The following is a 13,634-nucleotide window of genomic DNA, read 5'->3' on the forward strand; positions in this document are numbered from 1 at the left end:
CATCTATTCCCTGTGATATGGGTGGTTGGCTGTAATGCTCCAGGCCCGGTAAAGGCTTTCGGCCATCACAATACGCACCAGCGGATGTGGCAGCGTTAACGGAGACAGGGACCAGCTTTGTTCTGCGGCGGCTTTACAGGCCGGCGCCAGACCTTCGGGTCCGCCAATCAGTATAGACACATCCCTGCCGTCCAGTTTCCAGCTTTCCAGCTGATCGGCCAGTTGTTCAGTGTCCCAGCGTTTGCCTGGAATATCTAAGGTGACAATACGGTTGCCTTTGGCAACGGCAGCCAGCATGGCTTCGCCTTCTTTTTGCAGAATGCGCGTGATATCAGCGTTTTTACCCCGTTTACCCGCTGTAATTTCAATCAGTTCCAGCGGCATATCTTTAGGAAAACGGCGGCGGTATTCTTCAAAGCCGGTTTCTACCCATTTAGGCATTTTTGTGCCGACCGCAATCAGTTGCAACTTCATCCGTCAGTTAGCCCCAAAGCTTCTCCAGTTGGTATAGCTGACGCGCATCTTCTTGCATGATGTGCAGCATGACGCTTCCCAAATCAACCACGACCCACTCAGCATCTTCTTCACCGCTGATGCCAAACGGCGGGAAGTCTATCTGTTTGGAGGCTGTGTTGACATTGTCTGCAATCGAAGCGACGTGGCGATTGGAAGTACCGGTACATACGACCATGAAATCAGTAATGCTGGATTTGCCGCGAACATCCAGAGTAACTATGTCCAGAGCTTTCATGTCATCAATTTTGTCTATGACGAAATCGTGTAGTTCTTGTAGCTGCAAAGGGGTCTCCCTCAATTCAGTCATCTCTTGTTATTAGAGTCAGGTGAGCCGATCGGGTTCACATTTTAACCCTGGAGTATATCATGCTCAATTCCGGCTGACGCTGGAGTGGTGCAGTGATGTACAGATTTTTTGAGCATCAGCCAGTTTTAACAATAATTTGCCTGCGGTGTCAGTGCGGCAGCAAAGGTAAGCCCTTACTTAGCCCGCACATCATGGCGCATAATGTGCTTAAACCGGGCCAGACACTGGTGTCGTAGTCAGTTTTTGCCTGGCGTTCAAGCTGGCTCAGTTGCTGGATAGCCTTTAACAGGGTAGGTAATGGCAAACGGTGCAAGGCGCCCACATAGAGTTCACGCCGGTTTTGCCAGACCCGAAAATTTTCGAGAATCCGGTTGAGGGGGATTCCCTGCTTTCCCATTTCCTGCATACGGTATAGCTGCGTCAATTCACGTTGTAATGTGCGCAGAACAATAATGGCTTCAACGCCTTCGGCTTCGAGCTGGCGCACAATGCGTTGACTGCGTTTTGCCTGGCCGGCCAGTAAGGCATCGAGCAGCTGAAAAGGGGTGTAGTGATTATGGCGGCTGAGCGCCTCCTGAATGCGGGGCACGGTCAGGGTACCGTCAGGATAAATCAAGGTAAGTTTGTGCAGGCTCTGTGCCAGAGCCAGCAGGTTACCTTCATGCCACTGTGCCAGTATCTGTATGCTTTCCGCATCGGCGCTCAGCCCCAGTTGCTGACAACGCTGCTGGATGAAGCGGGGGAGCTGGCGGGCGTCAGGCGTATTGCAGGGCACATATACACCCTGCGCGGTGAGCGCTTTAAACCAGGCGCTGCTTTCTTGTTTTTTATTGAGGCGCGGACCCTGCACCAGCAGCAGGATATCCGGGTGCAAGGCTTCAATCACCGTTTGCAGTGATTTGGTCTGAGCCGCAGTGATACCGCTGTCCGGCATGGTCAGTTCAATGATCTGGCGCGAAGAGAACAGACTCAGAGCCTGACAGTTATCCAGTACTTCGTTCCAGTCCAGCTGGTTATCTATGTTGTAGCTGTGGCGCTCGAGAAAGCCAGCGTCTCTGGCCTGCTGCCGCACGCGATCAGCCGTTTCTTGGAGCAGCAAAGGTTCGTTGCCGGCAAGCAGGTAAGCGGAGGCTATCCCTTGTTTTAACCGCTCAGCCAGTTGTTCAGGGTAGATCCTCATTGCGCCGTGCTGTCCATGGTGTTGAACATCTGATCTGCAGCCTGTTTATCGGCATCGGTTTCTGTCTCAATCGTGGTGACACTGGTGTTGGCGTCGCTGGCAGGTTGTCCTGCTTCGTCAGCGTCTGACTGATTCAGGTCGGCGGTCAGCCGGGCCAGCTGGCGCATAATCTGGCGTGAGGCCTGCTGGCGCATCTCATCTTGTAACATATCGCGTTCCACCGACTTCGCCAGTGCGGTTAACGGGTTATCCAGAAAACTGCGATTCACTTTCGTGGTAAAGCGCTTGGCTCCTTTTTCAGGCACCACCACCTGATAGCTGACGGTATAGGTCAGTTCGTACTCGGCGGCCCGGCTGTTCTGGTACAGCGACAAGGTGCGCTCCCCCAGAGACTCGCTGAGCAGGTGCAGATTGGGCACCTGAGACGATGGCGGAACGGCTTCAATGCCATGCAGTTTGAACTGGGATTTCACCATACGGGTCAGCGGTCCGTATTTATCAAAGCTGGTCAGGGACAGGCGGGCAATATCGTCTGGCAGCATGTAGTTACCGCGTAAATGGAAACCGCATGATGCAGTGGCCAGTGCCAGTACGGCGACAAAGACCAGACGGAAACGGGACAGTAGGGATGACGCTGCGCTCACCGTGTCTACTCCTTAGTAACAAATTCGAGAGTGAAAGAGAAAACGCCTTCCCACTGGGAAGGCGTTGTTGGTATGCCTGTTAGTTGGCAACAATGTTCAGCAGCTTGCCCGGTACGTAAATCACCTTACGAATGGTCTTGTCGTCGGTGAATTTCGTGACGTTCTCGTCTGACATTGCCAGCGCTTCAACCTGATCTTTGCCGGCATCTGCCGCAACAGTCAGTTTGGCGCGTAGCTTGCCGTTCACCTGAACGATGATGAGCTTCTCATCTTCCACCATAGCGCTGTCATCGGCAACCGGCCAGTCAGCATGATCAACCTTAGACTCACCCAGTGCATTCCACAGTTCGAAGCAGATATGCGGGGTGATTGGGTACAGCATACGAACCACGGCTTTGAGGGCTTCGTCCAGCAGGGCGCGATCCTGGGCGCTGTCTTGCGGCGCTTTACCCAGCTTGTTCATCAGTTCCATGATAGCGGCGATAGCTGTGTTGAACGTCTGACGACGGCCAATATCATCGCTGACTTTGGCAATGGTTTTGTGCACATCACGACGCAGGGCTTTCTGATCGGCGTTCAGTGCTGAAGCATCCAGTGCTTCGACCGCACCTTTGGCGGTATGTTCAAAGACCAGTTTCCAGACACGTTTCAGGAAGCGGTTAGCTCCTTCCACACCAGACTCCTGCCATTCCAGCGTCATATCGGCCGGGGAAGCGAACATCATGAACAGACGCACGGTATCCGCGCCGTACTTATCAACCATTTCCTGCGGATCGATACCGTTGTTTTTCGACTTCGACATCTTGGTCATGCCGGAGTGCACCAGCTCGTTACCTTGCTCGTCAGTGGCTTTGGTAATACGGCCTTTCTCGTCGCGCTCCAGCGTCACCTCTGTTGGCGATACCCAGACTTTGGCGCCTTTGTCACTGGTGTAATAGAAGGCATCTGCCAGCACCATACCCTGACACAACAGCTGTTTGAACGGCTCGTCACTGGTCACCATACCGCTGTCGCGCAGCAGTTTGTGGAAGAAACGAGAGTAGAGCAGGTGCATACAGGCGTGTTCAATACCGCCGATGTACTGGTCAACCGGGAGCCAATAGTTGGCGGCATCAGAGTCCAGCATTTCGTCAGCTTGCGGTGAACAGTAACGCGCGTAATACCAGGACGATTCCATAAAGGTGTCGAAGGTATCGGTTTCACGCAGTGCCGGTTCACCGTTGAAGGTGGTTTCTGCCCAGCTCTTGTCCGCTTTTATCGGGCTGGTCACGCCGTCCATGACCACATCTTCCGGCAGGATTACCGGCAGTTGATCGGCCGGCACCGGATGCACTTCGCCATCTTCTGTGGTGACCATAGGGATAGGTGCGCCCCAGTAGCGCTGACGGGAAACGCCCCAGTCGCGCAGGCGGAAATTCACGGTTTTCTTGCCTTTGCCTTCCGCTTCCAGCTTGGCGGCGATTGCATCGAAAGCCGCCTGGAAATCCAGACCGTCGAACTCGCCAGAGTCGAACAAGACGCCTTTTTCGGTGTAAGCCGCGTCGCTGATATCCAGCTCGCTGCCGTCGGCAGGCTTGATGACAGGTACGATGTCCAGACCGTACTTGGTGGCGAATTCAAAGTCGCGCTGATCATGGGCAGGGACCGCCATCACGGCGCCTGTGCCATAGTCCATCAGGACAAAGTTCGCGACGTAAACCGGTACACGGCGGCCATTGAGCGGATGAATGGCATACAGGCCCGTGGCCATGCCTTTCTTTTCCATGGTAGCCAGTTCGGCTTCGGCTACTTTGGTGTTCTTGCATTCTTCGATGAAGGCAGCCAGCGCGGGATTGTTCTGAGCGGCCAGGTCAGCCAGAGGATGACCGGCAGCGATACCGACGTAAGTTACACCCATCAGGGTGTCAGGGCGTGTGGTATAGACTTCCAGCGGCGTGTTCTGGCCTTCAACGGCGAAAGACAGTTCAACACCTTCTGAGCGGCCAATCCAGTTGCGCTGCATGGTTTTTACCATCTCAGGCCAGCCTTCCAGATTGTCCAGATCGTCCAGCAGTTCCTGGGCGTAGGCCGTAATCTTAATGAACCACTGCGGAATTTCTTTTTGCTCGACTGGCGTATCACAGCGCCAGCAGCAGCCGTCTTCAACCTGCTCATTGGCCAGTACTGTCTGGTCATTCGGGCACCAGTTGACGGAAGAGGTTTTCTTATAGACCAGGCCTTTGTTGTACAGCTTGGTAAAGAACTCCTGCTCCCAGCGGTAGTATTCCGGTGTACAGGTTGCAAACTCACGGTTCCAGTCGTAACCAAAGCCCAGTAATTTCAGCTGGTTCTTCATGTAGTCGATGTTTTCGTAAGTCCACGGCGCAGGCGCGGTGTTGTTCTTCACCGCCGCATTTTCTGCCGGCAGACCGAATGCATCCCAGCCAATTGGCTGCATCACATTCTTGCCTTGCAGGCGCTGATAGCGGGAAATCACATCACCGATAGTGTAGTTACGCACGTGGCCCATGTGCAGACGTCCACTTGGGTACGGGAACATGGAGAGACAGTAGAATTTTTCTTTATTAGGGTCTTCACTTACAACAAAGGTTTGGTTGTTGTCCCAATGTGCTTGAACTTTAGGTTCAATGTCCTGTGGACGGTATTGTTCTTGCATCGATGACTTCCGGAATCGTTGTGAGTTAATACAAACACAGTCAAAATAATCGACATAGAATAACTAAAGGTAAAGGTAGCAACAATAGCTGAGGCCGAATAGGCCGGTTATTATCATCATTCAGCCACGGATTGCCCGTGCCGGGCAGGTTACTGACTCAGAGGTATGTGTCAGAGTGCTTATGTCCGGCGGATTAAGCTCAGGAGAAACTCACATGGCCAAAGAAAAAGATGCGTATGAATCTATGTTGGAAGAGATCACCGAAGCTCTCAAACATAGCCCAGATGAACTCAAACACTGGATTGATACCAGTGAAAAGTATCGCACTGCGGCCAGTGACATGACCAAAGATGAACTGGCGCTGATTCGTGCGTATTTCAAACGGGATCTGAAAGAGTTCGGGCAAAACGTACAGGAAAGCCCGACACCTTTCTCTGAAAGTCCGTTTTACAAGCTGGTGGCTGAGACGATTTGGGAGGGACTGGCTGAGGTGACCGATAAAACGCAGCTGGAATGGCTGGAGGTGATGGATGACATCAAGCATCAGGGCATCTATAAAGCCGGTGAGGTAGTTGGCCTGGGTAACCTGGTCTGCGAGCAGTGCGGACACCATCAGCAGTATACGCATGTCCGTACGATTGAACCCTGCACTAAGTGTGGGCACACCCAGTTCACCCGTCAGCCTCTGGCGCCGTAAAACAGCGGCTGCTGAAAAAGCGACAGGGAGCTTGCTGCTCCCTGTCTGGCGGATTTTCGCTTGCTTTAGTGGACGCCTTCTTGCGGGGTGGTGTCCCTGAAATCGCCCCGGCGGCGTTTAATCAGTAGCCAGGAAACAGCTACGGACCAAAGCAGATATAAGTAAAGCGGCCAGCTGCCCAGCGTGGTGTAGGGCGTCAGACCCTTGGTCGGGGTCACTGTGGCACGCAGTACGCCGGTTTCGAACTGCGGCAGCTCTGCAATGATTTGCCCCTGGTGATCAACAACGGCTGTCACGCCTGTGTTGGTGGCACGCAGTAAGGGCTTACCCGTCTCAAGAGCCCGCATCTGTGCGATTTCCATGTGTTGATGCGGGCCAATAGAGCGGCCGAACCAGGCATCATTGGATAAGGTCAGCAGCATGTCGGTGTCTATGCCCACATTCTGGCGTACCTGCTCGCTGAACGCGATTTCATAGCACAAGGCCGGAGCCAGAGCATACCCCTTGGCTTCCAGATTGTCCTGGACAAAATTGCCGCGGCTGAATGATGACATCGGCAGATTGAAAAACGGCGCAATCGGGCGCAGTAAATCACCGAAAGGCACAAATTCCCCAAACGGCAGCAAGTGGTGCTTACTGTACCGGCTGGCGCTATCGTAGCGGTATTCACCGTCACGGTTGATACCCAGCGTCAGTATATTATTGAAAAACTCACCCTGTTCGGTTTTATCAAGCACGCCTGTAATCACGGCACTTTGATTCAAACGGGCGGCTTCATCAAGGTGGCTGAGGAAGGTCTCTACCTGCTTTTCCAGCGCGGGAATGGCGGCTTCCGGCCAGATAATGATATCGGCATCCCAGTTTTCACGGGTGAGATCCAGGTATTTCATCAGGGTTGGCCAGCGCTGCTCTGGCTGCCACTTTAATGCCTGTGGGACATTGCCTTGCACCAGCGCGACTTTGACCGGTTTATAGGGCTCAGGCTGAACCCATTCAATGCCCTTTACCTGGTACGCCAGCAGCAAGACCAGCACAGGTACGGTCAAGGGGCGCCAGTTGCGGTAATAGCCGGCGGCGACCAGCGCACCACAGCTCAGCACCAATGCCAGCGTCAGACCTTCAACGCCAAGTATCGGCGCGAAACTGGCCAGCGGGCCGTGGATTTGTCCATAGCCCATCCATAACCAGGGAAAGCCGGTAAATAACCAGCCCCTGACCCAGTCCAGCAGCAGCCAGAAAACCGGCCCCAGTAACATCAGCTGGTGGAAAGGCCTGCCCTGACCGAACCGGGCAAACAAGGCGCCGAACAAGGCAGGGTAGAGCGCCAGATAACCGACCAGCAGCACCATGAGGAACAGGCCGGCAATAACCGGCATACCGCCAAAGTCGGCAATGCTGACATGTACCCACCAAACACCACTGCCGAATAATCCTAACCCCCATGACAAACCTGTCCAGAAGGCGGCTTTAGGGCGTTGACTCTGCAGCAGAGTAAAGAAAATAATCAGGGAGAGCGGGGCGAGATACCAGAGCTTATAAGGGGCGAAAGACAGGGTTGCCAGTGCGCCGGAAGGGACGGCCAGTAGCAGCCGTCCTGTCAGGTTTAGTTTGTCGATTCGTCTCATCAGGGCGTCATCGTTGGTTGGTGTGCCTCCTGTGGCACGGTCACTTGTAATTGTATGACCCGGCGGCTGTCTGCGGCGGTAACTTTGAACGCATAGCCTTCCAGTTCGACCACTTCACCGCGGGCAGGCAGGTGACCAAAGCTGGTCATGACCAGTCCGCCTATGGTGTCGATATCGTTAGCACTGAAGTTGGTCTGGAACAGTTTGTTGAAGTCATCAATAGTGGTCAATGCCTTCACATTCCAGGTGTGCTTACTTAACTGACGGATTTCCTGTTCTTCCTCGTCGTCGAATTCATCTTCGATTTCACCAACGATTTGCTCCAGAATATCCTCAATGGTGATCAAGCCGGATACGCCACCAAACTCATCGACCACTATGGCCATGTGGTAGCGTTCTTCCCGAAATTCTTTCAGCAGGCGATCTACCCGCTTGCTCTCCGGCACAACAACCGCCGGACGCAGAATGGCGCTGAGGTCAAATGGCTCACTGTCCGGGCGCAGGTAGCGCAGCAGATCTTTTGCCAGAAGAATACCTTCAACGTGGTCTTTATCATCACTGATGACCGGATAGCGCGAGTGCTGGGCATCAACAATGATATCAATGAGGTCTTCAACCTTCTGTGAACGCTCTATGGTGGTCATTTGGGAGCGGGGAATCATGATGTCCCGAACCCGCATCTCAGAAATCTGGATCACACCTTCGAGCATGTCGCGAGTGTGATGATCAATCAGATCATTTTCTTCGGAATCACGGATCACATCGACCAGTTCTTCCTTATTCTGAGGTTCGCCCTGAAAGAGCTGGCCAATACGTTCAAAGAAGGTCTTTCGACTCGGACCGTCAGAATTTTGGGGGTTATCGTCGTTCATTGCTTTCTATTCAAATATGTGGACAGCGCCACGGAAGGCCGGCGTCGCCACAGGCGCAGCCGACAGTATCTTAGCCAAAGACAGCCTGAAGCTGATGTTAGTATTGGTCAGCTTCGTAAGGATTGGCAAACCCTAAACCTTGCATTATCTCGGTTTCCAGGGCTTCCATTTCTTCGGCTTCTTCGTCATCAATATGGTCATAACCTAGCAGATGAAGTGAGCCGTGTACAACCATATGTGCCCAGTGGGCAAACAAGGGTTTACTCTGTTCCAGAGCCTCATTTTCAACGACCTGACGACAGATAATCAGATCGCCCAGCAGCTCCAGTTCAACACCCGGAGGCGCTTCAAACGGGAAAGACAGCACATTGGTCGGCTTGTCCTTCCCTCTGTATTCACTGTTCAGCGCCTGGCTTTCGGCTTCATCAACCAACCGCACAGTTACTTCGGCTTCGGTTTGAAACGGAGTCACCGCCGCGTCCAGCCAGCGCTGAAAGTCAGCTTCAGTCGGCATGCCACTCTCATCAGCGGTGGCAAGCTGTAAATCCAGATAAATAGCCATCTGTAAGATTATTCCGTTTCAGGGCTGGCCTGGCGCGCTTCCTGCTGGTCGCGGCGGCGTTGTTCAGCCAGTTTTCGTTGTTTCTGATCTTCGCTCTCCCAGGCTTCATACGCCTGAACGATACGCGCCACGACAGGGTGGCGAACCACGTCAGTGGCCTGGAAGAAGTTAAAGCTTATTTCATCCACATCGGCCAGCACTTCAATAGCATGGCGCAGCCCGGAGCGCGCACCGCGTGGTAAGTCGATCTGGGTGACATCGCCGGTGATCACTGCCCGTGAGTTAAAGCCGATCCGGGTCAGGAACATTTTCATTTGTTCTACTGTCGTATTCTGGCTTTCATCCAGAATGATGAAGGCATCGTTCAGTGTCCGGCCGCGCATATAAGCCAGTGGTGCCACTTCAATGACATTACGCTCTATTAGCTTCTCTACTCGCTCAAAACCCAGCATTTCAAACAAGGCATCGTAAAGCGGGCGCAGATACGGATCGACCTTCTGGCTCAGATCCCCCGGCAGGAAGCCCAGCTTTTCACCGGCTTCCACGGCAGGACGGGTCAGCAAAATGCGGCGAATTTCCTGACGTTCCAGTGCATCAACCGCTGCTGCAACGGCCAGGTAGGTTTTCCCCGTACCGGCAGGACCAATACCAAAAGTGATGTCATGACCGACCATATTGGCAATGTACTGTGCCTGGTTCGGTGTCCGCGGCTTGATGACGCCTTTTTTGGTCTTGATGTGAATTTCTTTGCCGTAAGGGATACTTGAACTCACATCCTGCTCCAGCACACCTGATTCTTTAATCGCCAGGTGAATGTGCTCAGGCTCAATATCCGGAATTACATTGCGTACCGGTGCGGTGTCAACATACAGGTTCTTAAGGATATTGGCTGTGGCTTCAGCAGTGTGTGGCTGGCCGACTATGCTGAAATTGTGGCTGCGGTGATTAATTTCAACGCCCAGACGACGTTCAAGCTGCTTGATATTGTCGTCGAAAGGACCGCAAAGGCTGGCCAGGCGGTGGTTATCGGCGGGTTCGAGATTCAGTTCAACAGTAATAATTTTGCTCAAGATTTGCCTCTCAGTGGGCCACCCACTGTGACGGGTGGCCGGAATAGTTGGGCACAGGCAGAAATTTCTGTCCTCTTATTAAGGAGTATAAACGCCTACACCTATTTCATCTTCTTTACGGGTTTTTTCCATGACCTCGCTGGGAGACATGGCAATACGCAGGTTCATGTCGGCTTCAGTGCGGACAAGCTCACCACGCAGGGAATTGTTAAATACATCTGTGATTCTGACATCAACAAATTGGCCGATCAAATCCACTGAACCTTCAAAGTTCACCACACGGTTGTTTTCAGTACGGCCGCGTAGCTCCATGATGTTCTTTTTCGACGGACCTTCAACCAGAATACGTTGTTCAGTATCCAGCATCTGACGGGAGTAACGCATCGCCTGCGCATTGATCTGCTGTTGCAGTTCATACAAACGCGCTTTCTTCACTTCTTCCGACAGGTCACAAGGGTAATCGGCAGCCGGTGTACCCGGGCGCGGCGAATAAATGAAGCTGAAGCTCATGTCAAAGTCGACTTCGCGGATCAGTTTCATGGTGTCCTGAAAGTCCTGATCAGATTCGCCGGGAAAAGCCACGATAAAGTCAGAGCTGATGGTAATGTCCGGACGAGCCTTACGCAGCTTGCGGATTTTGGACTTATATTCGATGGCAGTGTGCGGACGCTTCATCATTGCCAGAATACGGTCTGAACCGCTCTGTACCGGCAGGTGCAGGAAGCTCACCACTTCCGGTGTGTCTTCATAAACGGCAATGATATCGTCGGTGAACTCAATCGGGTGGCTGGTGGTATAGCGAATGCGATCGATACCGTCAATCGCAGCCACCAGACGCAGTAATTCAGCGAATGTTGCTATCTCGCCGTCATGGGTCTCGCCACGGAAGGCGTTGACATTCTGGCCCAGCAGGTTCACTTCGCGTACACCTTGCTCTGCCAATTGTGCGATTTCGAACAGCACGTCATCCAGCGGGCGGCTGACTTCTTCACCACGTGTGTATGGTACCACGCAGAATGTACAGTATTTGGAACAGCCTTCCATGATAGACACGAACGCGGTAGGGCCTTCGGCCCGTGGCTCTGGCAAGCGGTCGAATTTCTCGATTTCCGGGAAAGAGATGTCCATGACAGGCGCATCGGAAGACTGCGACTTGCTGATCATTTCAGGTAAACGGTGCAGCGTTTGCGGGCCAAAAATCACATCGACATAAGGGGCACGGTCGCGGATGGAATCCCCTTCCTGAGTGGCGACACAGCCGCCTACGCCAATCACCAGGCCTGGCTTTTTGTCTTTCAGTGTTTTCCAGCGGCCCAGCTGGTGGAAGACTTTTTCCTGTGCCTTTTCGCGAATAGAGCAGGTGTTAAGTAGCAGTACATCGGCTTCTGCTGGTTCTTCTGTTAATTCATAACCGCCATTGGCGTTGAGAAGATCGGCCATCTTGGATGAATCGTATTCATTCATCTGACAACCCCAGGTTTTGATAAGCAGTTTCTTCGCCATGTCTAACTCTTCACTCGTAGTGTTAATTCAGTGCATTTACGTTGCGTTTGCAGCGTCAGAGGTCGCCTCTGGGGCCGCCTTAAATTGCAAGCCGCGTATTGTACTGCTTTCGACACGGCGTGACCAGATCATCCATGCTGATTATAAAATCAGCAGCAGGCGCGTCTCTGGCCCGTGGCAATTGGTACAGATCAAGCTTCAGTGCCAAAGATGACAGAAAAGAGACCGCAGAAAGTGTTGAGTGTAGTAAACCCGCGTAAAGCCGTTAGAATGTCGGCAGAGTAATGAGATGAGATACCTGCATGGAACAGTTTGATATTGTGATTGCTGGCGGCGGCATGGTGGGTGCTGCGGCAGCATTGGGAATGGCCCGGCAGGGGCGCAGAGTGGCGGTGATTGAAGGTCAGCCTCCGGTGCCTTTTGACTCCGCACAGGAGATGGATCTGCGTGTGTCTGCTATTTCTGCCCAGTCGGTCACTCTGCTGAACCGTCTGGGTGCATGGCCACATATCCAGGCTATGAGAATGTGTCCTTTCCGGCGTCTGGAAACCTGGGAGCATCCGGAATGCCGCACCCGTTTTCATGCCAGTGACCTTGGGTTAGCTGAGCTGGGCTTTATGGTGGAGAACCGTCTGATTCAGCTGGGTTTGTGGCAGGCGTTTGAAGGTTATTCCAATCTGTCACTGATCTGTCCTGCCCGTTTAGCGCATTTTCAGCGTGCAGATGAAGGTTATGATGTCACACTGGATAATGGTCAGGTGCTGAAAACCCGCTGGCTTGTCGGTGCGGATGGTGCGAATTCCCGCGTTCGTCAGCAAGCTAATATCGGGATTACGGCCTGGGATTATCGTCAGCATTGCATGCTGATCAATGTTGAAACTGCGCTGCCCCAACAAGATATTACCTGGCAGCAGTTTACACCGCACGGCCCTCGTTCTTTTCTGCCGATGCCGGGTCACAGTGGTTCGCTCGTCTGGTATGACAGCCCGCAGCGGATCAAACAGTTATCGGCCATGTCTGTACAGCAACTGGAAAACGCAGTGCTGAGTGAGTTTCCTGCCGAACTCGGTGCGGTTCGTGTGCTGAACAAAGGCAGTTTTCCGCTGACACGCCGCCACGCCCAGTCTTACTATAAAGACGGGATAGTCTTGCTTGGAGATGCCGCACATACCATTAATCCGCTGGCGGGGCAGGGAGTGAATCTCGGCTTTAAAGACGTTGATGTCCTGCTTGATGAAATGGCGCACGGTGGAGAGCACTGGTTTGAAGAGCAGGTGCTTCAACGTTATGAGAGGCGCCGACGACCCGATAATCTGATGATGCAGACCGGAATGGATGTGTTTTACGGTGTCTTCAGCAATGATCTTAAACCCGTTGCCTTGCTGCGAAATCTTGGCCTTAAACTGGCCGAGCATACCGGACCGCTGAAACATAAAGTACTGAAGTATGCGCTTGGTTTATAAGCGACATGGTAACTGACTTCTAAGCCACCTCTGCGTGGCTTTTTTATCTGCGTGATAAGAGAGTTGCGGGAGTGAGCGGGTATTGGGATATAAAAAAACCAGCTAAAGAGCTGGCTTCTTAATAGATATTATCCTCAGATGATATCTCAATGTTTTACAACCCCTGTCTGAACAGAGAGTTGGTGCGGAGGGAGAGACTTGAACTCTCACGTCCTTGCGGACACTAGCACCTGAAGCTAGCGCGTCTACCAATTCCGCCACCACCGCAACATGGTGAAAGAGACTGAGTCTCTAACTTTTTTGACACTATAGGTCAGCATCAATATGGCAGGGCTACCTGGATTCGAACCAGGGAATGGCGGCATCAAAAGCCGCTGCCTTACCGCTTGGCGATAGCCCTAAAGTCTCAGAACAATATCAAAAGTCAATTGGTGCGGAGGGAGAGACTTGAACTCTCACGCCCTTGCGGGCACTAGCACCTGAAGCTAGCGCGTCTACCAATTCCGCCACCACCGCGTGTATTGACTCTTTTCCATTTT

The 13,634-nt window shown here is 52.9% G+C and carries 12 protein-coding genes and 3 tRNA genes; 2 read left to right on the forward strand and 13 right to left on the reverse strand.

The genetic code is table 11. The features are described 5' to 3' along the window. Nucleotides 1–3: 3 nt before the first annotated feature. From rlmH to leuS, 5 genes are all read right to left on the reverse strand, one after another. Nucleotides 4–474 carry a 23S rRNA (pseudouridine(1915)-N(3))-methyltransferase RlmH gene (rlmH, locus tag D6M16_RS00755; protein ID WP_120510156.1) on the reverse strand — a complete coding sequence of 157 codons (471 nt, stop codon included), beginning with the start codon at nt 472–474 and terminating at the stop codon, nt 4–6. A gap of 7 nt (nt 475–481) precedes the next feature. Next, on the reverse strand, nt 482–799 hold the full coding sequence (gene rsfS, locus D6M16_RS00760) for a ribosome silencing factor (protein ID WP_120510157.1): 318 nt from the start codon (nt 797–799) through the stop codon (nt 482–484). 172 nt (nt 800–971) lie between these two features. Next, complete coding sequence (gene holA / locus D6M16_RS00765; protein ID WP_120510158.1) at nt 972–2,003, reverse strand: DNA polymerase III subunit delta; 1,032 nt, start codon at nt 2,001–2,003, stop codon at nt 972–974. Then, nucleotides 2,000–2,647 carry an LPS-assembly lipoprotein LptE gene (locus D6M16_RS00770; RefSeq protein WP_120510159.1) on the reverse strand — a complete coding sequence of 216 codons (648 nt, stop codon included), beginning with the start codon at nt 2,645–2,647 and terminating at the stop codon, nt 2,000–2,002. Before D6M16_RS00770 ends, holA begins: the two co-directional genes overlap by 4 nt. Nucleotides 2,648–2,726: 79 nt before the next feature. Continuing rightward, nucleotides 2,727–5,303 carry a leucine--tRNA ligase gene (gene leuS, locus D6M16_RS00775; RefSeq protein ID WP_120510160.1) on the reverse strand — a complete coding sequence of 859 codons (2,577 nt, stop codon included), beginning with the start codon at nt 5,301–5,303 and terminating at the stop codon, nt 2,727–2,729. 214 nt (nt 5,304–5,517) lie between these two features. Between leuS and D6M16_RS00780 the strand changes: the two genes are divergently transcribed. Then, nucleotides 5,518–6,000 carry a zinc ribbon-containing protein gene (locus D6M16_RS00780; RefSeq protein WP_120510161.1) on the forward strand — a complete coding sequence of 161 codons (483 nt, stop codon included), beginning with the start codon at nt 5,518–5,520 and terminating at the stop codon, nt 5,998–6,000. 65 nt (nt 6,001–6,065) lie between these two features. Here D6M16_RS00780 and lnt read toward each other — a convergent pair whose 3' ends face one another. From lnt to miaB, 5 genes are all read right to left on the reverse strand, one after another. Further along, nucleotides 6,066–7,625 carry an apolipoprotein N-acyltransferase gene (lnt, locus tag D6M16_RS00785; RefSeq protein WP_120510162.1) on the reverse strand — a complete coding sequence of 520 codons (1,560 nt, stop codon included), beginning with the start codon at nt 7,623–7,625 and terminating at the stop codon, nt 6,066–6,068. Continuing rightward, nucleotides 7,625–8,497 carry a CNNM family magnesium/cobalt transport protein CorC gene (gene corC, locus D6M16_RS00790; RefSeq protein WP_120510163.1) on the reverse strand — a complete coding sequence of 291 codons (873 nt, stop codon included), beginning with the start codon at nt 8,495–8,497 and terminating at the stop codon, nt 7,625–7,627. The genes lnt and corC overlap by 1 nt, the downstream gene beginning before the upstream one ends. A 97-nt stretch (nt 8,498–8,594) precedes the next feature. Beyond that, nucleotides 8,595–9,059, reverse strand: a complete 465-nt coding sequence (ybeY, locus tag D6M16_RS00795; RefSeq protein ID WP_120510164.1) for an rRNA maturation RNase YbeY — start codon at nt 9,057–9,059, stop codon at nt 8,595–8,597. Nucleotides 9,060–9,067: 8 nt separating this feature from the next. Beyond that, nucleotides 9,068–10,132: a PhoH family protein gene (locus tag D6M16_RS00800; RefSeq protein ID WP_027253810.1), complete on the reverse strand. Its 1,065-nt coding sequence runs from the start codon at nt 10,130–10,132 to the stop codon at nt 9,068–9,070. Between the two features lie 75 nt (nt 10,133–10,207). Then, on the reverse strand, nt 10,208–11,632 hold the full coding sequence (gene miaB, locus D6M16_RS00805; RefSeq protein ID WP_120510165.1) for a tRNA (N6-isopentenyl adenosine(37)-C2)-methylthiotransferase MiaB: 1,425 nt from the start codon (nt 11,630–11,632) through the stop codon (nt 10,208–10,210). A gap of 302 nt (nt 11,633–11,934) precedes the next feature. Between miaB and D6M16_RS00810 the strand changes: the two genes are divergently transcribed. Further along, a complete protein-coding gene (locus D6M16_RS00810) occupies nt 11,935–13,095 on the forward strand; it encodes a 2-octaprenyl-3-methyl-6-methoxy-1,4-benzoquinol hydroxylase (RefSeq protein WP_120510166.1) in 1,161 nt (386 codons plus the stop codon). Nucleotides 13,096–13,275: 180 nt separating this feature from the next. On the opposite strand, the gene D6M16_RS00815 is transcribed toward D6M16_RS00810, so the two are convergent. The 3 genes from D6M16_RS00815 to D6M16_RS00825 all read right to left on the reverse strand — a co-directional run bounded on the left by D6M16_RS00815 (nt 13,276) and on the right by D6M16_RS00825 (nt 13,611). Then, a tRNA-Leu gene (locus D6M16_RS00815) sits at nt 13,276–13,362 on the reverse strand. A 58-nt stretch (nt 13,363–13,420) separates the two neighbouring features. Further along, nucleotides 13,421–13,495: transfer RNA gene (locus D6M16_RS00820), tRNA-Gln, on the reverse strand. Between the two features lie 29 nt (nt 13,496–13,524). Further along, nucleotides 13,525–13,611 (reverse strand) — tRNA-Leu (locus D6M16_RS00825). Nucleotides 13,612–13,634 lie beyond the last annotated feature (23 nt).

It is taken from the genome of Photobacterium salinisoli, from assembly GCF_003614885.1.
In the GTDB taxonomy this organism is placed as follows: Bacteria; Pseudomonadota; Gammaproteobacteria; order Enterobacterales; family Vibrionaceae; genus Photobacterium; species Photobacterium salinisoli.

Bases quoted from the DNA above. Each gene is read 5' to 3' on its own strand.
- rlmH (WP_120510156.1), bottom strand. From the start codon at position 474: ATGAAGTTGCAACTGATTGCGGTCGGCACAAAAATGCCTAAATGGGTA.
- holA (WP_120510158.1), bottom strand. From the start codon at position 2,003: ATGAGGATCTACCCTGAACAACTGGCTGAGCGGTTAAAACAAGGGATA.
- leuS (WP_120510160.1), bottom strand. From the start codon at position 5,303: ATGCAAGAACAATACCGTCCACAGGACATTGAACCTAAAGTTCAAGCA.
- D6M16_RS00780 (WP_120510161.1), top strand. From the start codon at position 5,518: ATGGCCAAAGAAAAAGATGCGTATGAATCTATGTTGGAAGAGATCACC.
- lnt (WP_120510162.1), bottom strand. From the start codon at position 7,625: ATGAGACGAATCGACAAACTAAACCTGACAGGACGGCTGCTACTGGCC.
- corC (WP_120510163.1), bottom strand. From the start codon at position 8,497: ATGAACGACGATAACCCCCAAAATTCTGACGGTCCGAGTCGAAAGACC.
- ybeY (WP_120510164.1), bottom strand. From the start codon at position 9,059: ATGGCTATTTATCTGGATTTACAGCTTGCCACCGCTGATGAGAGTGGC.
- miaB (WP_120510165.1), bottom strand. From the start codon at position 11,632: ATGGCGAAGAAACTGCTTATCAAAACCTGGGGTTGTCAGATGAATGAA.
- D6M16_RS00810 (WP_120510166.1), top strand. From the start codon at position 11,935: ATGGAACAGTTTGATATTGTGATTGCTGGCGGCGGCATGGTGGGTGCT.